The organism is Bradyrhizobium sp. BWC-3-1 (genome assembly GCF_032917965.1).
GTDB classification, from domain to species: Bacteria; Pseudomonadota; Alphaproteobacteria; order Rhizobiales; family Xanthobacteraceae; genus Bradyrhizobium; species Bradyrhizobium canariense_D.
In genome coordinates this window covers 3,165,432-3,185,636 of the sequence record NZ_CP136625.1, presented here as the reverse complement: position 1 = coordinate 3,185,636, position 20,205 = coordinate 3,165,432, and the positions used below count along the sequence as shown (strand labels likewise).

Here is a 20,205-nt window from a genome sequence, read left to right as displayed (position 1 = left end):
CTGTTTCGATCGGGTTGATCGCGCGACGTGCCGGCAAGACGTCCTGACTGGAAGATTTGGAGGCGCAGATGTTCAAGTCGATTCTCGTGCCCATCGACCTCGCCGACACCGACCTGGCCAAGCCGGCGATCGCGACCGCCGCAACGCTGTCGCAGACCTGGAGCGGCGTGGTCCGCCTGCTCAACGTGCTGCCGATGACGCCGGTGATGCTGGCCGAATACGTGCCGGCCGATTTCGACGAGCAGCAGCGCCAGACCTCGGAAGAAGCCCTCGCCATCGTCGCACGCGAGTCCGGCATCGAGCCTTCCCGCATCTCCAGCGTGGTGCGCCAGGGCGGCATCTATCACGAGATCCTGGAGGAAGCCGTTCACATGAAGGCCGAGCTGATCGTGATGACCTCGCACCGGCCGGCGATGCGCACCTACTTTCTCGGCTCCAATGCCGGGCACGTCGTGCGCTACGCAAAATGCTCCGTGCTGGTGGTCAGGCACTGAGCTCGGAGCAATGTCGTGAAGCAATGGTGGCGGAGATGGACGTACGAGATCCCGCTCGCGATCGGCGATGCTTTGTGGGAGGTGCTGGTCGTGCAACTGGCCGCACTGCTGGACAGGCTGACGGTGCGGAAGGTGATCGCCTTCATCCCCGTCGTGATCCTCGTACTGGCTTACTACCACAGGATCCCAATCCCGCCGGAATTGATGCTGGTCGGCGACTTCCTCGCCTATATCGACATTTTCTCGGTGCTGATCCTGCTCGGCGCTCTTAGCCGCGTCACGACGATGCTGTTCGTCCTTAAACAGGCCGCCGCACGTATCGCCAAGTTCGCGGGCAACGTCGCTGCACATTTGCCGCGTCGGGATGTCCGGCATCGGCGCCAACGCGGCGCAGCGACACGACCTCACCGCAAGCCCGAGCGCTCTGAAGACGATCGAGCTCTCGGCGGTGTTTGGGACCAGGCCGCCTTCGCCTGAGCCATATACAAGCTCGTAGCCCGGGTGAGCGAAGCGATACCCGCGACGACTCGTATCACGATTCCCGGATATCGCTTCGCTCATCCGGGCTACGAGCCCTTGCATTGCCCGTCGGGCAAAACACCCAAGCTGTCGGTCAACGCCCGCCGCTGAAAATATTCCACTTTACCGAAATTCGGAAACGACGTATGTGTCGCCGCAACCCGGCCCAAGGAAGAGGGGCGTATCGCGATCGTCACGAACGCGGGCCGGACAGCGGCGGACGCTGGGCCACACCGGCGCGAATGGTTTCGCAGGGCGGGCAACCGTGAGCGAAGGCGTCGCGCACACGACCGGTGCTGACAGCGTACGGTAAAACCGTGTCGTCCTGACGCCCGGGGTCTGTGCGTCAAGTCTTGTGGTGATGTGGCGGCCCGACCGGGTTCGCGCATCAGCCATCCGCAAGGCGACGGGGGGCAATAGTGCATCGCTCCCCGGGGAGAGCACGGCATAAGCCGTAAAACCGCTGCGCAGGGAAGGCCGGACGTTTTGGCTTCACCTGTATGCCGCTGTGCAGATTTTTTACTGCAACTTCGCACAGTGGACCGCGGGTGCCAGCCGGCGCCCGGTCTTCCCTGCGCCCTCTTTCATTCGAGGGTGAGGCGATCAAGCAAAGCTCGGGCGAACAAGCCGCGAGAGGGCGAAGGTGTGTCTGCAATGAAAGCGCGAGCTAAAGGAGCGACGGTGCTGTCCACAAACGCCGTCATTGCGAGCGCAGCGAAGCAATCCAAAGTCTTTCCGCGGTGGGATTTCTGGATTGCTTCGCTGCGCTCGCAATAACGATGTCGAAGCAGGTATGCCAGAAGCTCCAGTCTCGTCGGCTCTGCGCAGCAGCGTCAGAACGCTGCTGCGCGTCCGGGACAAGAGCGAAGCGCTTACAAATACCGCGTCAGCTCTGCTTTGGCCTGACCGTAGACCGCGTCTTCGATCTGGCTGCGCGTGATACCGATGTCGCGCAATGCGCGGTCATCGAGGTCGTTCAGCGTCTTGACGGCGGAGCGGCGCTCCAGACTGTCGAACAGCGCATAGGCGCCGTTGGCCAGCTTGCGGAAAAATCCGTTTGACGAGGATGAGCGTAAACTCCGCCCGGCGGTCTGCGAGATCGTGGTCATTGTCCTTCTCCGGCCTGTTGTCCACGCGGCGAAGCGGATGCCGTTGGCGCAAGCGCCTGAGCGCATGCACCTTATTTGCCATTGGATTGCTCTCGCTCTCCTCGGCTCAATCGTGAAGCTTGATGGAATTTAAATGCTCCAGTACACTACTCGGAGCAAGTGAAAACATTGCTCTCGGTGCAATAATGTCCAAGTTCGAGTACGTGAAGCTTGCCGATGCCATTGCCTCGGATATCTCTAACGGTACGTTAAGGCCCGGCGACCGGCTGCCGCCGCAGCGCAATTTTGCCTATGACCGCGGCATCGCGGTCTCAACCGCGAGCCGGGTTTATACGGAGTTGCTCCGCCGCGGCCTCGTCGTCGGCGAGGTCGGCCGTGGCACCTTCATCTCCGGCGACATCAGGCGCGAGGTCGAGGCGCTGAGCGAGCCGCGCGACGCGCGGATCGATTTCGAGGTCAATTACCCGCTGCTGCCGCAGCAATGGGCAATGATCGCCAAAAGCCTTGCGGGCCTCGAGCGTGTCGACGCGCTCGAATCCGCATTGCGCGTCTCCACCAGCACCGGGACCAAGAGCGCGCGCAATGCGGCCGCCGCCTATCTCGCGCGCAAGGATTTTGCGCCGCAGGCCGAACAGATCGTCTTCACCGCGAACGGCAAGCAGTCGCTCGCGGCCGCCCTCGCAGCCCTCGTTCCCACCGGCGGTCGCTGCGGCGTCGAGGCGCTGACCTATCCTTACGTCAAGAGCATCGCCGCGCGGCTCGGCGTGACGCTGGTCCCGATACCGATCGACGAATTTGGCGCGCGCCCCGATGCCATCCAGAAGGCACATCGCGAGGCGCATCTGTCGGCATTGTATCTCCAGCCCATCATCCAGAACCCGCTCGGCGTCACCATGAACGCCACGCGGCGCGCCGACATCATGCGCGTCGCCGAGAAGCTCGATCTCACCATCATCGAAGACGCCGTCTACGGCTTCCTGGCCGATGACACGCCGCTGGCCGCGCTCGGCCCCGACCGCTGCATCGTGATCGACAGCCTGTCCAAGAAGGTCGCCCCTGGCCTCGCGCTCGGCATCCTGGTCGCGCCGCCTCGATTGCGCGAGAACGTGATGAGCGCGGTCCGCACCGGCGGCTGGATCGCGTCCGGTCATGCGCTGGCATCCGGACAGCGACTGATGGCAGACGGCACCGTCGCCGAGCTGACGCGGTTGAAACGCATCGACGCCGCGCGCCGCCAGCAGACCGCGGCAAGGCTGCTCGCCGGCTACCAGCTCGCCGCGGATCCGCGCTCCTATCATCTCTGGCTCACGCTGCCGGCGCACTGGCGCTCGCAGACCTTCGTCGCCGCGGCAGCCCGGCGCGGCATCGCGCTGACACCGTCCTCGACCTTCGCGATCGCCCATGGCCACGCACCGAACGCAGTGCGGCTCGCCCTCGCTCCGCCTTCGTTCGAGCAGCTCGATTCCGGTCTGCGCACGCTCGTGTCGTTGCTCGGCACCAAGGAAGAGGATTTCGACTCGACGGAGTAGCGCGCGCTTGCCCCAAGCTCAGGCCGCCGGCCATTCCGCGATGAAGCCCCTCGCCTTGTAAGGCTCGATCTTGTCCCATTCATGCAGCATGCGGCGGCAAAATTCGGGATCGGTGTGCCAGAGCGCGCGTGACGTCGCAAAGCTGTCGACCGTGAGCAGCATTTTCTCGACCTCCGGCCAGTGCCGGTGCAGCGTCATCGGATAACGCCGCGCGGTCCAGGTGTTGCCGAGGCAGATCACGCGGCGGACATTGTGCAGCCCGAGCGCCGCGTCGATGATCGGCAGCGAGAGGATCACGTTCTCGCCGGTGTTTAGGGCACGATGCTCCTCGAGGATTCGGTCGGCCGGAATGCCCGCCGCGACCATCGCCGCCTTGATGATCGTGCACTCGGATTGCTCCGAGCCCGCCGTCACGCCGCCGCTGACAATCGACCAGCGAAAATAGCCCTGGCGCCACAGTCGCCCCGCCGTATCGGCCCGCAGCGCCACGTCCTCTCGGGTGCCGAACATGAACAGGAGGTCCGCCGGCTGCAGCGGCGTCTCGATGAGATGGGCGCGGTTGATCTCGGAGATCTCATCCGCCGAAGGCCTCCGCGTGCTGCGATCCAGGGTTGACATGGCAGCACGATGCGACACCGCCGCAACGGCGCGAAGTCACGTTTGATTGCGGCCCATTGCACCAAAGGCAAGGCATTTAGGGCAGCAACGCTCTCGGCAGGCGATCGAAGCTGTAGCTCCGCGGCTGGTTACGCCGGACGAAACCGCCGATCTGCCAGGCGAACAGCGCGGCAAAACCGATGATGAACAGCGCGCCGGCGAATTCGCCGATCGCGAGCGCGCGGACCAGGAGCCCCGTCATCGCCACCGCAAGCACCGCAAGAAAAGCCAGTATTGTCGCGTAGGTCCTGCGGCCAAGGCCCGCGGTCAATTCGGCGCGGCTGCCGGCCTGCGCCATGCGCGCGTGCAGCGCGACGATGAAGTTGCGAAAGCCATTGTCCTGCGGCGCCATCAGGGCCGCGGTCTGCCAGCTCGTCGACAGGATCGCGATGCGGCCGCCACTGGCATGGCTGACATCGGCGCGAAAGCGGTGCTGCTGCATCGACACCGGGCGGAACGACAGCCGGATTGCACTGATCTCGCCATAACGCCACAGGCCCGAACGGCTGCCGATGTGCCAGGACAGCCCCTCCTCCGTCAGCTCGAAGCGATGCGCCGAGCCGATCAGCGACGCCTTGTAGGCATAGCTCGCACCCGCAGCCATCTCAGCTCCCGAATCCCGCATCTTCACAATCGATCCTATCCGGGCGATCCACTCTGCGATCCGCTTGCGTGAGCGCCCTGCCCCATCCTACAAGCGAGCCATGGCTGAGACGATTTTTTTTCCGCGCCGCCTGATTCTCGGCGCCGCCGTGATCTCCGGCGTGCTGCTCGCGCTCGCCGTGCACATGCTGGGCGCGCGCTACGGGCTCGACCTCGGCGGCCTCTGGCACTCGGACACGCACGAGTTCATACCGGCGGGCGCGGCGATCGCCTGGTGGCTGATCGCCTCCGTCGGCTTCTCCGGCGGCTATTTCACGGCGACATTGATGCAGAGCGCCGTCTCGGGCCAGATCCCGCAACGGATGCGACAATTCCTGATCGCGGTCGGCGTGCTGCTGCTTGCGGGTGCTGGCCAGGTGGCCTCGGCGCCGAGCCCGGTGCCGACGGTCTCGGGCGTGCTGGCCGGAATTGCCGCGCTGGGCCTCGGTGCTGTGATGGCGTTCTGCGGCGCGCATTTCGCACTGCGCCGCGGCTAACCTCAGGCGGTTGCGCGCAACGGCGGTCGGTCCAGCATGATCGCGACATCGGAAGCCGGCCGCGGCTTGCTGAACAAATAGCCCTGCGCCTGGGTGCAGCCTTCGCGCCGGAGCAGCTCGAGTTGCCCGTCGTTCTCGACCCCCTCTGCCGTGGTGACAATGCCGAGGCTGCGGCCGAGGCCAGTCACGGCACGGATGATCGCCATGGAATCCTCGCGCGTCGCGAGTTCCGACACGAAGGAGCGGTCGATCTTGATCTTGTCGAACGGGAAGCTGCGCAGATAACTCAGGGACGAATAGCCGGTGCCGAAATCGTCGAGCGAGATGCGCACGCCCATTGCGCGCAGCTCGTGCAGGGTGGTCAGCGTCGCCTCACTGTTCTGCAGCAGCACGGATTCGGTGATCTCGAGTTCGAGACGGCGCGCGTCGAGGCCCGACAACGCCAACGCCTCGGTCACGGATGCGATCAGATTTGGGTTCCTGAACTGCACGGGCGACAGGTTGACCGCGACGTCGACATCGTCAGGCCAGGTCGCGGCGTCGGTGCAGGCGGAGCGTAGCACGAAATCGCCGAGCTGGATGATGAGGCCGGTCTCCTCGGCCAATGGAATGAAGCTGAGGGGCGCGATCAGGCCGCGCTGCGGATGATTCCAGCGCAGCAGCGCCTCGAACGCGACGACGCGACCGCTGGCGACGTCGCGGATCGGCTGGTAGTACGGCTGGAACTCGTCACGTTGCAGCGCCGCGCGCATATCCATCTCCAGCAGACGCCGTGCTTGTGCGCGCGCATCCATGCCGGTCTCGAAGAAGCGATAGGTGCCGCGACCATCCGCCTTGGCGCGGTACAGCGCGAGGTCGGCGTTCTTCAGCAGTTCATCGGGATTGTCGCCGTCCTGCGGGGACAGCGAGATGCCGATGGAGACACCGATGATGATCTGATGGTCGTCGATCTCGTAAGGCGCCGAGATCACCTCGACCAGGCGGCCGGCAAGGGACCTTGCCGCGGCTTCCTCGGAACGTCCGATCTGGACCACGGCGAATTCGTCGCCACCGAGCCGCGCCACGGTGTCGCTCTCGCCGACGGTGACCTTCAGCCTGCGCCCGACCTCCTTGAGCAGCGCATCGCCGATGGGGTGGCCGAGCGAGTCGTTGATGTCCTTGAATTGATCGAGATCGAGACAAAGCACGGCGAGCTGGTCGCCCGATCCGGTCCGGCGCAGTCCCTGCACGAGCTGCTCGTGGAACAGCACGCGGTTCGGCAAACTGGTCAGCGCGTCATGGCGGGCCATGTGCGAGATCTTGGCCTGGGCCTCCAGCCATTCGGTGATATCCTCGAAGGTCGCGACCCAGCCGCCACCCTGCATCGGCTGGTTGACGACGCGGATGGAGCGGCCGAACCTGGTCACGATGTCGGTCGTGGTGCGGCTCTCGCGCGCGTCGGCGACGAGGCGCGCGAAGAATTCGCCGGCATCGCCCTGCCACTGACCTTTCGCCTGCTCCTCCCGCAGCACGTCGACCAGCAGTCGGCCGGTGAGCAGGATGTCGGTGCGGCCAAGCATCGCAGCATAACGCTCGTTGAACAGGATGATCTTGCCGTCCGCATCGAACATGCACAGTCCCTGCGACATGTTCTCGAGCGCGGTATCCAGCACGACCTGCTGGCGGCCCAGTTCGCCCTTGGCGCGGCGATCGAGCAGCGCGGCCACCAGCGCAATCGCGATGATCGCAACTGCGGCACCCGCGGTAAGAAAGGACAACGAGGCCGGCGGGATCGATAACCCGCTGATCGCGAGCGTCGGATCCGGCGTCAGAACGACAGCGCCCATTGCGGTGAAATGATGTGCGACGATGGCGACCGTCAGCAGTGTGCTTGCGGTCAGCGCGTGGAAGAGGTCGTCGCGCCGCGCAGCGACGAACAGCGCGAGCGCCGCGAAAACAATTCCGAACAGTACCGAGGCGGCAACCGTGCTCCCGATCCAGTCGACCCGTGCCGGCATCTCCAGCGCCGCCATTCCGGTATAATGCATCGTCGCGACCGCGGCGCCGACGATGGCGCCGCCGAGCACGATCCACGGCGCGCGCACGGAAGATGCCGCAAGACTCAACCCCACGAAGGTTAAGGAGATCGCGAAGATCAGGGAAAGGATCGTCACCGGGATGTTGTAGGCGCCGGCACCGCCCGGCCCGTAGGCGAGCATCGCAATGAAATGCGTCGCCCAGATGCCGCATCCGCTGACGGCGGCATCCAGGGCGATCCAGACCAGACGCCCGGAGCCGTGCGTCGCGCGCGCCCGGTGAAACAGGCTGATCGCCGCCGCGCTTGCGAGCAGGCACACCGCGCCACCAAGCGCGACGAGCCGCCAGTCGTGCTCCTCGGTGAGACAGTAGAGAACTTGATGCATTGCGGGCCCCTATCGACCCGCACTTGAACCGACAGAGATGGACAGTCGGTAACCGGCTACGTGCCTGTTTCGGGGATGGTGAACGGAAGCTGTGTTCAATCGCTCGGATTGTTCATCCGCGCGAAGGCGCGCCGAGGCCGATCACGGCGGCGGCGAGCAGCAGCACGGCCGCCGACACGACCAGCGACAGGTGCAGGCCGGTCACAAACGCGCCTTCCGAGGCCACCAGCGAACCGAACAGCGCAACGCCGAGCACGCTGCCTGTCTGCCGCGTCGCGTTCAGGACGCCCGCCGCGATGCCGGAGCGTGCCTTCTCGACGCTGCCCAGCAAGGTCGAGGTCAGCGGCGGCACCAGCAGCCCAAGTCCGCTGCTGATCGCGATCATCTGCGCAAAGATCGCCCAATAGCTTGTGCCGGCCTCGATCCACAGCAGGCCGAGACAGCCGAGCGCCGAGACGCAGGCTCCGACGACGATGGTCGGGCACGGGCCGATACGCTCGGCGAGGCGCGGGGCCAGCAGATTGACCGGCAGCACCACCGCCATCATCGGCACGAAGGCGAGACCGGTCCACCACGCCGACAGGCCGTTGATCCTCTGGAAGTAAAGGCTGAGCACGAAGATCAACCCGTAAATCGCGACGTTCACGAGCAGGCCGACGAGCGCGGTCAGGCTGAACAGCCGGTGATCGAACAGGGACAGGGGCAGCATCGGCTGCGTCGCGCGGCTCTCGCGCCAGACGAACAGCACCGCCAGGAGAGCGGCTGAAGCGAACGCCGCGAGCACAGCCGGATGCTGCCAGCCAAGCGCGCCCCCCTCGATGATCGCGCCGGCGAGCGCCCCCAGCGCACCAATTGCCGCGAGCTGGCCGGGCAGATCGATCTCGCGTGAGGGCGCGCGCGTGGTCTCGGTCGCATAGCGCCTACTCAGCCAAAGGCCGATGAGGCCGATCGGAAGGTTGACGAGAAAGATCGCGCGCCAGCCGACCAGCGTGATCAGCGCGCCGCCGACGAAGGGGCCCGCGGTGAGCGCGAGGCTCGCACCGGCCGCCCAGATCGCGACGGCGCGGCCGCGCTCGCGGTCGTCCGGATAGGCATGATTGAGCAGGGCAAGAGAATTCGGCACCAGGATCGCCGCCGCCAGGCCCTGGACCAGCCGCGCCCCAATCAGCACGGTCGCATTGGGCGACAGCGCACAGGCGAGCGAGGCCGCGGTGAAGATTGCGAAGCCCGCCATGAAGACGCGCTTGGCGCCGATGCGGTCGCCGAGCGCGCCGGCCGTCAGGATGAAGGCGGCAAACGCAATGGTGTAGGCGCTGACAACCCATTGCAGCTCAGCGACGCCGCCGCCGAGCGTCCTGCCCATCGCGTCGAGCGCGGTGTTGACGATGGTGACGTCAAGTTGCACCACGCCATAACCAAGGCTCATCGCGGCAAGGGTGAGGGACGTTGCAAGCCGGGAGCCGGAATGCGGCACGCCGGCTTCGAAGGCTTCGTATCTTGCGGTGCTTACTCGCATGCTGCCATCTCGGTTGCCGCCCCATGCGAACGATACGCTTCCAGCCCCTCGTCATGTTACGACAAGGATCGAATGATGGATGCGTGACGGATGCGTCATGTTCGAGCGTCGCGCGGATGGCCGCGCGACGCTCTATTCTGGCTACGCCTGGCCTCAGCTCGCAGCGCGCAGATTCACCTTGCTCTCGGCGATCGTGGTCAGCTTCTTGTCGGTGGCCTTCTCCTCCTCGAGCGTCTTGGCGAGCACGCTGGCGCAGTCGTTGCGGCCGAGTTGCTTGGCCCAGGCGATCAGGCTGCCGTAGCGGACGATCTCGTAATGCTCCGCCGCCTGTGCCGCGTTGATCAGCGCGGCGTCGAGCACCGCCTTGTCGGCGACTTCGCCGGCGGTCTCGTCGGCTTCCTCGATGATGCCGTCGATCGCGGGGCAATCAACCGCCTTCACCTGCGCACCGTGCATCTTGAACACTTCCTCGAGGCGCTTGACGTGCTCCCTGGTTTCTTCGAGGTGCGTCAAAAAGCCCTGCTTCAGCTGCGGATCGGTCGCCTTATCCGCCATTTTCGGCAGAGCCTTGGTGAGCTGCTGCTCGGCGTAATAGATGTCCTGGAGCTGATGCACGAACAGGTCGTTCATGGTTTTGATGTCTTTTGTGAACAATCCCATCGGTCCGATCCTCTCGGGTTGTGGGAACACGGAGGCACCGGCTTGCAGGAGAAGCCGGTTATTCCGCCATGTTCGATTGCTGATGCGGCACTAACCAGCGCACGGCATCGTCGTTCCAAAAAAGCCCTCATCTCTTGCGCTGGAACAATGCCGGCCATGCAGGATCTGAGACTATGTCACGGACGGACGCGACCGATCCCCCGACTCATATGCTTAACGCGCGTCCGATGTGAACCGCGTATGACAAAGTGGCTGGTCCAAGGCAGAACCTATCCTTGTCAAGGGCTGCACAAGTCACTGTTTTTGCCTTAAATGAGCTACATCATGTCTAGCGATCCAAGCCCACATCGGGCACTGATCGCATCCGACCGGCCAATGTCTGGCCTGGTCGGTCTTGCCCCCCGCCGGGAGGATGAATGCACGGACTGCTGACCGCGCTGAAGCGCGGCTTCAAGAGATGGATCGGCTGGCGGCGACTCGGCGTTGCGGCGAGCGTCTTCATCATCGCGTTCGCGATCACCACACTGGTACGGACGCTGAAGGGCATCGACACCGGGGTCATCCTGACCGCGTTGACCGAGATCCCCCGCGGCAATATCGGGCTGGCGGCGATCTGCGTATGCTTCGCGTTCTGTACGCTGACCTTCTACGACTTTTTTGCACTGCGAACGATCGGCAAGAAGCACGTGCCTTATCGCATCGCAGCGCTCTCCAGCTTCACGTCCTATTCGATCGGCCACAATATCGGCGCCACCGTCTTCACCGGCGGCGCGATCCGCTTCCGGATCTATTCGGATTACGGGCTGAATGCGATCGACGTCGCAAAAATCTGCTTCCTGTCGGGCCTGACCTTCTGGCTCGGTAACATCTTCGTGCTCTCGATCGGCATGGCCATCCATCCGGATGCCGCCTCCTACATGGATCAGCTGCCGTCGTCGATCAACCGGCTGATTGCGATCGGCGGCCTCGCCTCGATCGGCGCCTATCTGGTCTGGCTATGCATGGGCGAGAAGCGCCGCGAGCTTGGCCAGAAAGGCTGGAAGGTGGTGCTGCCCTCAGCGCCGCTGACGCTGGTGCAGATCCTGATCGGCGTCGTCGATCTCGGATTCTGCGCGCTGGCGATGTACCTTCTGGTGCCGGCCACTCCGCAGATCGACTTCCTGTCGCTCTCCGTGGTGTTCATTTTGGCGACTTTGCTCGGCTTCGCCAGCCACGCCCCCGGCTCGCTCGGCGTGTTCGACGCCGCCATGCTGGTGGCGCTGCCCGAATTCGGCCGCGAGCAGCTTCTGGCCACGCTCCTCGTCTTCCGCATCCTCTATTTCGTGATCCCGTTCGGTCTTGCCATCTCCATCATGGGCGCACGCGAGCTCTGGATGAATGTGGTGGAGCCCTGGCAGGAGCGCCGACGGCTGGCGGAGGCCTGTGCGCAGGCCAACCTGCCCAAGCAGGTGGCAGCGATGGAGCGCGAGCGGTCGCTGCGGCAGGCCAGCAAACGCTAAGCGTGATCCGGAAAAGTGCGAAGCTGTTTTCCGAAAAGATCATGCTCCCACGATAGTCCGCTGGACGCCGGCCCGCAAAACCGTAGACCAATGTTGCAGGCGGAGAGCAGCTCTCTTATTTCCGCCTCAACTTTGCCGTTGAAGACGCGGGCCATGATCCCTTTCTTCCATCGCCGTTTCCTCGCCGGTGCCCTGCTGCTCGCCGGGCTCCTCACCGCCTTCCCGCCGGAGCGGACGGCCGCGCAGGACGCGGGCGCCATGCAGATCAGCTGGGAGGTGCGCAACCGCTTCCGGCTGTTCCGCGAGGAGCGCGACTTCCTGCTCCATGTCGAGAACGCGCGTAACCGCAGCATCCTCGCCGCCGAGCAATCGCTAGAGCTCCAGAGCGAGGGCCGCGGCTGGGCCCGCAACATGGTCAACCGGCTCTGCATCGACCTCCAGGGCCGGGTCAACCAGCCCTGCACCCGCGACAACACGAAGGAAAACTACCTCACCCCCATCGACCATCCCGTCACCGTGCGCCTCGCCGGCCCGGTGCCGGTCGGCGCCACCTGCGCCTGGTCGTTCGACGACGGCGACGGGCCGCAGCAATCCACCTTCGACTGCGCCGAGCCGATCAATCTGCGGGTCCGCTACGGCAAGCAGACGGTCGCGAGCGTCGATGTCTCCTCCGGCTCCGATCCGACCCAGCGGGTCCAGACCGAGATCCAGGTCCGCGACATCTTCGTCGCTGGCCTCGGAGACAGCATCGCCTCGGGCGAAGGCAATCCGGACCGGCCGCTGGCGCTGTCGGACGAAGGTTTTTGCTTCCGCTCCTATCTCGGCACCGCCGGCGCGCAGTATTATCGGCCGAGCCGCGCCGGCTTCAAGGGCGGCCGCGCCTGCGAAGCGCCGGATACGCTTGCCAACTGGCAGCGCTACAGCGCCCTCTGGTTCAACTCGCCTTGCCACCGATCGCTCTACAGCTACCAGGCCCGCACCGCGCTGGCGCTTGCGGTACGCTACACCCACGTCGCGGTGACCTTTCTGCCGCTCGCCTGCACCGGCGCCAGCATCAGCGACGGGCTGCTCGGCTCGCAACGCGCCCGCGAATGCCCGCCCGGCAAGACCGGCGTCTGCAACATCAGCGTGAACGCGCAGGTCGCCGAGCTGCGCGAGGCGCTGACCGCCGCCAGGAAACGCCAGCCCGAGCGCACGCTCGACCTCGTGCTGCTCTCGGTCGGCGCGAACGACGTCTATTTCTCCGGCCTCGTCGCCGACGTGATCGTCGAGACCGCAACCGAGCGCGCGATATTCCGCCGCTCCGGCGTGATGGCGAGCGTCGATGATTCCCGCGATGCGCTGGCGCGCGAACTGCCGCAGAATTTCGTCAAGCTGCGCGAGGCGCTGAAGCCGCTGGTCGGCGGCGACCTCTCGCATGTGGTCTACGTCTCCTACGCCAACCCGGCGCTCGCCGATGGCGGCGTGCCCTGCCGCGGCGGCCGCGCCGGCTTCGACATCCATCCGTCCTTCAACGCCGATCCGCAGCGCCTCGCCCGCGTCTCGACTTTCGTCGACACTGAATTCCTGCCGCAACTCAAGGGGCTCGCCACCTGCACCCGTGGCGCGCTGTGCCGCGATCCCGAGGCCGACCGCATGACCTTCGTGGATTCGCATCAGGCGGCGTTCGCCGATCACGGCTTCTGCGCGCATTCGGGCAACGATCCCGAATTCGACCGCACCTGCTTTGCCGAGAACGGCCAGAGCTTCAATCCTGACATCGTGAGTGCGGCGAGCCAGCCGATGCTGTGCGGCCGCGGCGCCTCCGAATTCCGCGCCTATTTGCCGCGCGCGCGGTGGATCCGCGACGCCAACGACAGCTATTTCGCCGCGATGACCTATCCGCAAGGCCTACCGGCGGCGAGCCAGCCGACCGACATTCACGACGCGACCTGGGGCGTGCTCTCCGCCGTCTATGGCGGCGCCGTGCATCCGAGCGCCGAAGGCCACGCCGCGATGGCGGACGCGGCACTGCCGGCCGCAAGCGCCGTGCTGGGTCTGGATGCGGCACCGCCGGGCGTGACACGCGGGCTGCTCGCGCCGCTGCTGCCGGCCGCGCGGCAGTAGACGCGCGCAGCCTCTACCCGCACACTGTCATCGCCCGCGCAGGCGGGCGATCCAGTACTCCGTGACAGACGTGATTGAATCGAGACGTCGCGGCGTACTGGATTCCCCGCCTTCGCGGGGGAATGACAACGGCGCGCGTGGTGCGATCGGGTTCGCCGTCACTTCAGTCGTTCCTCCCACCTGCCGTTCCATCAATCCAAAAGCAGCATCGATCGATACTGCCTTGAACTTGGACACTTTGCCGCGCGCGCCTCTAGGAGTCGCAGTGGGGAAACGTTTCGAGTTCTAAGGAGGCGCGCAATGAGCGCAGTGATGTCCGCAGCGGATGTGAGAAGGTCTCGCGTCAGGCTGTTCATCGTGACCATGTTGTTCCTGGTCACGACCGTCAATTATGCCGACCGCGCCACGTTGTCGATCGCGGGGCCCGCGCTCTCCAAGGAGTTGCACCTCGATCCCGTCGCGATGGGCTACATCTTCTCGGCGTTCGGATGGTCCTATGTGATCGCGCAGGTGCCGGGCGGTTGGCTGCTCGACCGCTACGGCTCCCGGCTTGTCTATGCCTTCAGCATCATCGTCTGGTCGCTGTTCACGACGATGCAGGGCTGGGTCGGCTTCTTCAGCGCCGGCACCGCGATCACAGTGCTATTCGGCCTACGCTTCCTCGTCGGTATCGCCGAAGCGCCGTCTTTCCCCGCCAACGCCCGCATCGTTGCGGCCTGGTTTCCGGGCAATGAGCGCGGCACCGCGTCTGCGTTCTTCAATTCCGGGCAGTATTTCGCCACCGTGATCTTCGCACCCTTGATGGGCTGGATCGCGCACGACTACGGCTGGCGCTACGTATTCTTCGTGATGGGCGCGCTCGGAATCGTCATGGGCCTGGTCTGGATCAAGACCGTCTATGGGCCGAAAGAGCACCCCGGCATCAACGAGACCGAATTCGATTACATCAAGGCCGGTGGCGCGCTGGTCGACCTCGACGCTCCCAAGGAAGAGCGCGCGCCCGAGCCCGGCTCCGGATGGGACCATATCCGCCAGCTGCTTTCCAACCGCATGATGCTCGGCGTCTATCTTGGCCAGTACTGCATCAACACGCTGACTTATTTCTTCCTGACCTGGTTCCCGGTCTACCTCGTCAAGGAGCGCGGCCTGTCGATCCTGCAAGCCGGCTTCGTCGCGACGCTGCCGGCGCTGTGCGGCTTCATCGGCGGCGTGCTCGGCGGCGTCATCTCCGACGCGATCCTGCGCAAGACCGGCTCGTTGACGATGGCGCGCAAGATCCCGATCGTCGGCGGCATGTTGCTGTCGATGTCGATCATCGCCTGCAACTATGTCGACGGCCAAGCGCTGGTGGTCGGCTTCATGGCGCTCGCCTTCTTCGGCAAGGGCATCGGCGCGCTCGGCTGGGCTGTCGTCTCCGACACCTCGCCGAAGGAAGCCGGCGGCGTCTCGGGCGGCCTGTTCAACACCTTCGGCAATCTCTCCTCGATCAGCACTCCGATCGTGATCGGTTACATCCTGGCCGCGACCGGCTCCTTCAACGGGGCGCTGATATTCGTCGGCGCCAATGCGCTGGTGGCCGCATTCGCCTATCTCGTGGTTGTCGGCAAGATCGAGCGCGTGGTGCTCAAACGTTCCTCCTGAGGGCTCCCCATGGGAGCTTGACCAGGCAACTTAACGGCGGCTTCACGGCCGCCGTCTTTGTTTTGGGAGTAATCGATGCTAGAAGCGCCGGGGAAACGCCTTATCCATCTAAGGCATGTATCGATGTTCGACCTCAACCAGCTCCGCTGTTTCGTCACGGTAGCGGAGGAATTGCATTTCGGCCGCGCCGCCGCGCGGCTGAACATGACCCAGCCGCCGCTGTCCCGGCAGATCCAGGTGCTCGAGCACATCATCGATGCGCCGCTGCTGGAGCGTACCAGCCGCTCGGTGCGCCTGACGCCTGCCGGGCGCAGCTTCCTGCCGGAAGCGCGGCGCATCCTGAAGCTTGCGGAAAGCGCCTCGCAGGTCGCCCGCCGTATCGCGCTCGGCAAGTCCGGCTCGCTGAAGATCGGCTTCACCGCGGCCGCCGCCTACGGCTTCCTCCCCGAACTCGTCGCCGCCTGCCGCGCCAAGCTGCCCGAGGTGGACTTCTCGCTGAAGGAGATGGTGTCGGGCGACCAGTTCGAGGCGTTGACCTCGGGCCAGATCGATGCCGGCCTGCTCAGGCCGCCGATCGCGCGCCCCGAAATCGCCAGCCGCCGCGTCGTCGCCGAGCCCCTGCTCGCCGCGATCCCGAAAAAGCATCCGCTGGCAAATGCCGAGACCATCACGATCAAGGATTTCGACAACCAGCCCTTCGTGATGTATTCGCCCTATGAGAGCCGCTACTTCCACGACGTGCTGGTGGCGCTGTTCACCCGCGCCGACATCCTGCCGCGCTATGTCCAGCACCTGAGCCAGATCCACTCCATCCTCGCCATGGTGCGCGCCGGCCTCGGCCTCGCCATCGTGCCGGCGGCGGCCGCGAGCCTGAAGATCGCGGACGTCCGCCTGCGGCCACTGAAGCTGCGCACCCGCGTCCCGGTCGAGTTGTTCATGGTCTGGCGCCGCGACGACGAGAATCCGCTGCTCTCGGCGCTCGTCAAAATCGCGAGCGAATTGTCCTCGGCGGAGGTGATGGAAGATTGATGCTGATTTCGCATTGGTCGATATAGGCTTTGGCTTGGACCCGCATCGAACGGTCTCCTAAACCACGGTCGCATGGACGCGCAGCCTTTGCGTCCTCCACAACACGAGACCAGGGAGCAGCGCCCATGAGCAAGATGACCCCGCAGGAAATGGCCCAGAAGATCGGATCCGGCCTCCTGTCCTTCCCCGTCACGCCGTTCAAGGCGGATTACTCCTTCGACGAGGCGACCTACCGCGCCAACATGGACTGGCTGTGCGGCTATGACGTCGCAGGCCTGTTTGCCGCAGGCGGCACCGGCGAGTTCTTCTCGCTGACGGCGGCCGAGGTTCCGCAGGTCGTCAAGATCGCCGTGGACGAGACCAAGGGCCGCGTGCCCGTCCTCGCCGGCACCGGCTACGGCACCGCCACCGCGCGCGAGATCGCGATCGGCGCGGAGAAGGCCGGCGCCGACGGCTTGTTGCTGCTGCCGCCCTATCTCACCCATGCCGAGCAGGACGGCCTTGCTGCCCACGTGGAAGCGATCTGCGCCTCCGTGAAGATCGGCGTCATCGTCTACAACCGCGACAACGCCATCCTCCAGCCCGATACGCTCGCCCGCCTCGCCGAACGCTGCCCGAACCTCGTCGGCTACAAGGACGGCATCGGCGACATCGAGCTGATGACCCGCGTCTACACCAAGCTCGGCGACCGCCTGACCTATATCGGCGGCCTGCCGACCGCTGAGACCTTCGCACTGCCCTACCTCGACATGGGCGTGACCACCTACTCCTCGGCGGTATTCAACTTCGTTCCGGAATTCGCCACCAATTTCTACGCCGCCGTGCGCAAGCGCGACCACGCGACGATCCACGCCGGCCTGAAGGACTTCATCCTGCCCCTCATCGCGATCCGCAACCGCAAGAAGGGCTATGCGGTCTCGATCATCAAGGCCGGCATGAAAGTGATCGGCCGCGATTCCGGCCCGGTCCGCCCGCCGCTGACGGACCTCACCGAGCAGGAGATCGCGGAAGTCACGGCGCTGGTGAAGAATCTGCCCGCCATCCGATCGTCACAACAGGCTGCAGAATAACAACAACACAGGGAGGAGCCTGCGATGATCAAGACCGAGATCACTGGCGCACCGGTCGTCACCGCGATGCAGGTGATCCCGGTCGCAGGCCGTGACAGCATGCTCCTCAATTTGAGCGGCGCGCATGCGCCGTTCTTCACCCGCAACATCGTCATCCTCACCGACGATGCCGGTCACACCGGCGTCGGCGAGGTGCCTGGCGGGCAGAAGATCTGGCAGACACTGCAGGACGCCCGTGATCTCGTGATCGGCAAGACCGTCGGCGCGATGAACAACATCCTCGCCGATATCAGGACCGCCTTCGCCGATCGCGATGCCGGCGGCCGCGGCAAGCAGACTTTTGATCTCCGCGTCATGATCCACGCCGTCACGGCCGTGGAGTCCGCGCTGCTCGATTTGCTCGGCCAGCATCTCAACCTGCCGGTCGCAGCCCTGCTCGGCGAGGGCCAGCAGCGCACCAGCGTCGAGACGCTGGGCTATCTCTTCTTCGTCGGCGACGGCCGCAAATCCAAGCTCGACTATGTCGGCGGCGAGACCGGCAAGGCGGAATGGTTCAACCTCCGCCATCAGGAGGCGATGACGCCGGAGACCGTGGTGCGGCTCGCGGAAGCCACCCACGACCATTACGGCTTCGCCGATTTCAAGCTCAAGGGCGGCGTGCTGCGCGGCGAGCAGGAGATCGAGGCCGTCACCGCGATCGCCAAGCGCTTTCCGAATGCGCGCGTGACTCTGGATCCGAACGGCGCATGGTCGCTCGACGAGGCCATCAGCCTCTGCAAGGACATGCACGGCATCCTCGCCTATGCCGAGGACCCCTGCGGCGCCGAAGGCGGCTTCTCCGGCCGTGAGATCATGGCCGAGTTCCGCCGCGCAACGGGCCTGCCGACCGCGACCAACATGATCGCGACCGATTGGCGGCAATTGTCCCATGCGCTGCGCCTCGGCGCGGTGGACATTCCGCTGGCCGATCCCCATTTCTGGACCATGCAAGGCTCGGTGCGCGTGGCCCAGACCTGCCGCGACAACGGCCTGACCTGGGGTTCGCACTCCAACAACCATTTCGACATCTCGCTCGCCATGTTCACCCATGTCGGCGCCGCCGCCCCCGGCAAGGTCACCGCGATCGACACACACTGGATCTGGCAGGACGGTCAAGCCCTGACGAAGGAGCCGCTCCAGATCAAGGCCGGCAAGATCGCGGTGCCGGATAGGCCGGGCCTAGGTATCGAAATCGACAGGGCCGCCATCGACGCCGCGCATGACCTCTACAAGCAGCATGGACTCGGCGCCCGCGATGACGCTATTGCCATGCAGGACCTGATCCCCGGCTGGACCTTCGACGACAAGCGTCCTTGCCTGGTTCGTTAAAAACTCTGGAGGAAGCTATGACTGCGATCCTGAAGAACTTCATCGGCGGCGAATGGGTCGATGGCTCCGCCGTCACCAAGAACATCAACCCCTCCAACACCAACGACGTCGTCGGCGAATACGCCAAGGCCGACAAGGCCCAGACCGAGAAGGCGATCGCAGCCGCCAAGGCCGCCTTCCCCGCTTGGGCGCAGTCGACACCGCAGGCGCGTTACGACGCGCTGAACAAGATCTCTCTCGAAATCATCGCCCGCAAGGAAGAGCTCGGCCGCCTGCTCGCCCGCGAGGAAGGCAAGACGCTGCCGGAAGGAATTGGCGAGGTCGCGCGCGCCGGCCAGATCTTCGCATTCTTCGCCGGCGAGGCGCTGCGCATGATCGGCGAGAAGGGCGCTTCCGTCCGTCCCGGCATCGACGTCGAGCTCACCCGTGAGCCGATGGGCGTCGTCGGCATGATCACGCCCTGGAATTTTCCGATCGCGATCCCGGCCTGGAAGATCGCGCCGGCGCTCTGCTACGGCAACACCGTGGTGTTCAAACCTGCCGAACTGGTGCCGGGCTCGGCGCATGCGCTGTCCGAGATCATCACCCGCTCCGGCATCCCGTCCGGCGTGTTCAACCTCGTTGTCGGCTCGGGCTCCGTGGTCGGCCAGACCCTGATCGAGCATCCCGACGTCGCCGCGATCACCTTCACCGGCTCGGTGCAGACCGGCCGCAAGATCGCGCAGGCCTGCGTGACCTCGAGCAACATGAAGAAATTCCAGCTCGAGATGGGCGGCAAGAACCCGCTGGTCGTGCTCGACGACGCCGATCTCAAGACCGCCGTCGAAGTCGCCGTCAACGGCGCCTATTTCTCCACCGGCCAGCGCTGCACGGCGTCCTCGCGCCTGATCGTCACCGAAGGTATTCACGACCGTTTCGTTGCGGCGGTGACCGAGCGCCTGAAAGGCCTCACGGTGGACGACGCGCTCAAGGCCGGCGTGCATATCGGCCCGGTGGTCGACCAGAGCCAGCTCGACCAGGACCTGCGCTACATCAAGATCGGCCAGGACGAGGGTGCCAAGCTCGCCTGGGGCGGCGAGTTGCTCAAGCGCGAAACGCCCGGCCATTACCTCCAGCCGGCGCTGTTCACCGAGGCCAACAACAACATGCGCATTTCGCGCGAGGAGGTCTTCGGCCCGGTCGCCGCCGTCATTCGCGCCAAGAACTACGAGGAGGCGCTCGCGATCTCCAACGACACCGAGTTCGGCCTTGCCTCCGGCATCTGCACCAGCAGCCTGAAATACGCCTCGCACTACAAGCGCAACAGCGAGTCCGGCATGGTGATGGTCAATCTGCCGACGGCCGGCGTCGACTATCACGTGCCGTTCGGCGGCCGGAAGGGTTCGAGCTACGGCGCCCGCGAACAGGGCTCCTATGCCCGCGAGTTCTACACGACGGTGAAGACCGCCTATACCTATCCCGGCTAAC

At 65.1% G+C, this 20,205-nt stretch carries 17 protein-coding genes; 11 read left to right on the top strand and 6 right to left on the bottom strand.

The annotated features are described in order from the left end of the window. Positions 1-68 precede the first annotated feature (68 nt). Entirely contained in the window at positions 69-494 is a 426-nt protein-coding gene (locus RX329_RS15200) for a universal stress protein (protein ID WP_007602088.1), read from the top strand. Positions 495-509: 15 nt separating this feature from the next. Further along, a complete protein-coding gene (locus tag RX329_RS15195; RefSeq protein ID WP_085348849.1) occupies positions 510-971 on the top strand; it encodes a hypothetical protein in 462 nt (153 codons plus the stop codon). A 914-nt stretch (positions 972-1,885) separates the two neighbouring features. Here the strand turns inward: RX329_RS15195 and RX329_RS15190 are convergent. Continuing rightward, positions 1,886-2,122 carry a DUF1127 domain-containing protein gene (locus tag RX329_RS15190; protein WP_162496269.1) on the bottom strand — a complete coding sequence of 79 codons (237 nt, stop codon included), beginning with the start codon at positions 2,120-2,122 and terminating at the stop codon, positions 1,886-1,888. 185 nt (positions 2,123-2,307) lie between these two features. Here RX329_RS15190 and RX329_RS15185 point away from each other — a divergent pair, with 185 nt between their 5' ends. Continuing rightward, entirely contained in the window at positions 2,308-3,651 is a 1,344-nt protein-coding gene (locus RX329_RS15185) for a PLP-dependent aminotransferase family protein (protein ID WP_085348847.1), read from the top strand. Between the two features lie 18 nt (positions 3,652-3,669). Here the strand turns inward: RX329_RS15185 and RX329_RS15180 are convergent, their stop codons facing one another. Together RX329_RS15180 and RX329_RS15175 are read right to left on the bottom strand one after the other, a co-directional pair. Then, positions 3,670-4,269 carry a YdcF family protein gene (locus tag RX329_RS15180; RefSeq protein WP_085348846.1) on the bottom strand — a complete coding sequence of 200 codons (600 nt, stop codon included), beginning with the start codon at positions 4,267-4,269 and terminating at the stop codon, positions 3,670-3,672. 76 nt (positions 4,270-4,345) lie between these two features. Next, entirely contained in the window at positions 4,346-4,933 is a 588-nt protein-coding gene (locus RX329_RS15175) for a hypothetical protein (RefSeq protein ID WP_085348853.1), read from the bottom strand. Between the two features lie 79 nt (positions 4,934-5,012). Here RX329_RS15175 and RX329_RS15170 point away from each other — a divergent pair, with 79 nt between their 5' ends. Beyond that, positions 5,013-5,447, top strand: coding sequence for a hypothetical protein (locus tag RX329_RS15170; protein WP_027566871.1), 435 nt, complete (start codon positions 5,013-5,015; stop codon positions 5,445-5,447). A 2-nt stretch (positions 5,448-5,449) separates the two neighbouring features. On the opposite strand, the gene RX329_RS15165 is transcribed toward RX329_RS15170, so the two are convergent. The 3 genes from RX329_RS15165 to RX329_RS15155 all read right to left on the bottom strand — a co-directional run bounded on the left by RX329_RS15165 (position 5,450) and on the right by RX329_RS15155 (position 10,025). After that, positions 5,450-7,849: an EAL domain-containing protein gene (locus tag RX329_RS15165; RefSeq protein ID WP_317246102.1), complete on the bottom strand. Its 2,400-nt coding sequence runs from the start codon at positions 7,847-7,849 to the stop codon at positions 5,450-5,452. Positions 7,850-7,961: 112 nt separating this feature from the next. Then, positions 7,962-9,365 carry an MFS transporter gene (locus tag RX329_RS15160; protein WP_317246101.1) on the bottom strand — a complete coding sequence of 468 codons (1,404 nt, stop codon included), beginning with the start codon at positions 9,363-9,365 and terminating at the stop codon, positions 7,962-7,964. A gap of 153 nt (positions 9,366-9,518) precedes the next feature. Continuing rightward, on the bottom strand, positions 9,519-10,025 hold the full coding sequence (locus RX329_RS15155; protein ID WP_007612365.1) for a ferritin-like domain-containing protein: 507 nt from the start codon (positions 10,023-10,025) through the stop codon (positions 9,519-9,521). A gap of 416 nt (positions 10,026-10,441) precedes the next feature. Between RX329_RS15155 and RX329_RS15150 the strand changes: the two genes are divergently transcribed. The 7 genes from RX329_RS15150 to RX329_RS15120 all read left to right on the top strand — a co-directional run bounded on the left by RX329_RS15150 (position 10,442) and on the right by RX329_RS15120 (position 20,204). Then, positions 10,442-11,524, top strand: a complete 1,083-nt coding sequence (locus RX329_RS15150; RefSeq protein WP_018457547.1) for a YbhN family protein — start codon at positions 10,442-10,444, stop codon at positions 11,522-11,524. Between the two features lie 153 nt (positions 11,525-11,677). Beyond that, positions 11,678-13,630 carry a hypothetical protein gene (locus RX329_RS15145; RefSeq protein ID WP_085348843.1) on the top strand — a complete coding sequence of 651 codons (1,953 nt, stop codon included), beginning with the start codon at positions 11,678-11,680 and terminating at the stop codon, positions 13,628-13,630. Positions 13,631-13,930: 300 nt separating this feature from the next. Then, a complete protein-coding gene (locus RX329_RS15140; RefSeq protein ID WP_085348842.1) occupies positions 13,931-15,271 on the top strand; it encodes an MFS transporter in 1,341 nt (446 codons plus the stop codon). A gap of 123 nt (positions 15,272-15,394) precedes the next feature. Next, positions 15,395-16,300, top strand: coding sequence for a LysR substrate-binding domain-containing protein (locus RX329_RS15135; protein ID WP_027518955.1), 906 nt, complete (start codon positions 15,395-15,397; stop codon positions 16,298-16,300). Positions 16,301-16,425: 125 nt separating this feature from the next. Then, on the top strand, positions 16,426-17,370 hold the full coding sequence (gene kdgD, locus RX329_RS15130) for a 5-dehydro-4-deoxyglucarate dehydratase (RefSeq protein WP_007602056.1): 945 nt from the start codon (positions 16,426-16,428) through the stop codon (positions 17,368-17,370). Between the two features lie 24 nt (positions 17,371-17,394). Further along, entirely contained in the window at positions 17,395-18,738 is a 1,344-nt protein-coding gene (gene gudD, locus RX329_RS15125; RefSeq protein WP_085348841.1) for a glucarate dehydratase, read from the top strand. Between the two features lie 17 nt (positions 18,739-18,755). Next, on the top strand, positions 18,756-20,204 hold the full coding sequence (locus RX329_RS15120) for an aldehyde dehydrogenase family protein (RefSeq protein WP_085348840.1): 1,449 nt from the start codon (positions 18,756-18,758) through the stop codon (positions 20,202-20,204). Position 20,205 lies beyond the last annotated feature (1 nt).

Bases quoted from the DNA above. Each gene is read 5' to 3' on its own strand.
- RX329_RS15140 (WP_085348842.1), top strand. From the start codon at position 13,931: ATGAGCGCAGTGATGTCCGCAGCGGATGTGAGAAGGTCTCGCGTCAGG.
- RX329_RS15155 (WP_007612365.1), bottom strand. From the start codon at position 10,025: ATGGGATTGTTCACAAAAGACATCAAAACCATGAACGACCTGTTCGTG.
- RX329_RS15185 (WP_085348847.1), top strand. From the start codon at position 2,308: ATGTCCAAGTTCGAGTACGTGAAGCTTGCCGATGCCATTGCCTCGGAT.
- RX329_RS15190 (WP_162496269.1), bottom strand. From the start codon at position 2,122: ATGACCACGATCTCGCAGACCGCCGGGCGGAGTTTACGCTCATCCTCG.
- RX329_RS15180 (WP_085348846.1), bottom strand. From the start codon at position 4,269: ATGTCAACCCTGGATCGCAGCACGCGGAGGCCTTCGGCGGATGAGATC.
- kdgD (WP_007602056.1), top strand. From the start codon at position 16,426: ATGAGCAAGATGACCCCGCAGGAAATGGCCCAGAAGATCGGATCCGGC.
- RX329_RS15150 (WP_018457547.1), top strand. From the start codon at position 10,442: ATGCACGGACTGCTGACCGCGCTGAAGCGCGGCTTCAAGAGATGGATC.
- RX329_RS15160 (WP_317246101.1), bottom strand. From the start codon at position 9,365: ATGCGAGTAAGCACCGCAAGATACGAAGCCTTCGAAGCCGGCGTGCCG.
- RX329_RS15165 (WP_317246102.1), bottom strand. From the start codon at position 7,849: ATGCATCAAGTTCTCTACTGTCTCACCGAGGAGCACGACTGGCGGCTC.
- RX329_RS15145 (WP_085348843.1), top strand. From the start codon at position 11,678: ATGATCCCTTTCTTCCATCGCCGTTTCCTCGCCGGTGCCCTGCTGCTC.
- RX329_RS15175 (WP_085348853.1), bottom strand. From the start codon at position 4,933: ATGCGGGATTCGGGAGCTGAGATGGCTGCGGGTGCGAGCTATGCCTAC.
- gudD (WP_085348841.1), top strand. From the start codon at position 17,395: ATGATCAAGACCGAGATCACTGGCGCACCGGTCGTCACCGCGATGCAG.
- RX329_RS15120 (WP_085348840.1), top strand. From the start codon at position 18,756: ATGACTGCGATCCTGAAGAACTTCATCGGCGGCGAATGGGTCGATGGC.
- RX329_RS15200 (WP_007602088.1), top strand. From the start codon at position 69: ATGTTCAAGTCGATTCTCGTGCCCATCGACCTCGCCGACACCGACCTG.
- RX329_RS15170 (WP_027566871.1), top strand. From the start codon at position 5,013: ATGGCTGAGACGATTTTTTTTCCGCGCCGCCTGATTCTCGGCGCCGCC.
- RX329_RS15135 (WP_027518955.1), top strand. From the start codon at position 15,395: ATGTTCGACCTCAACCAGCTCCGCTGTTTCGTCACGGTAGCGGAGGAA.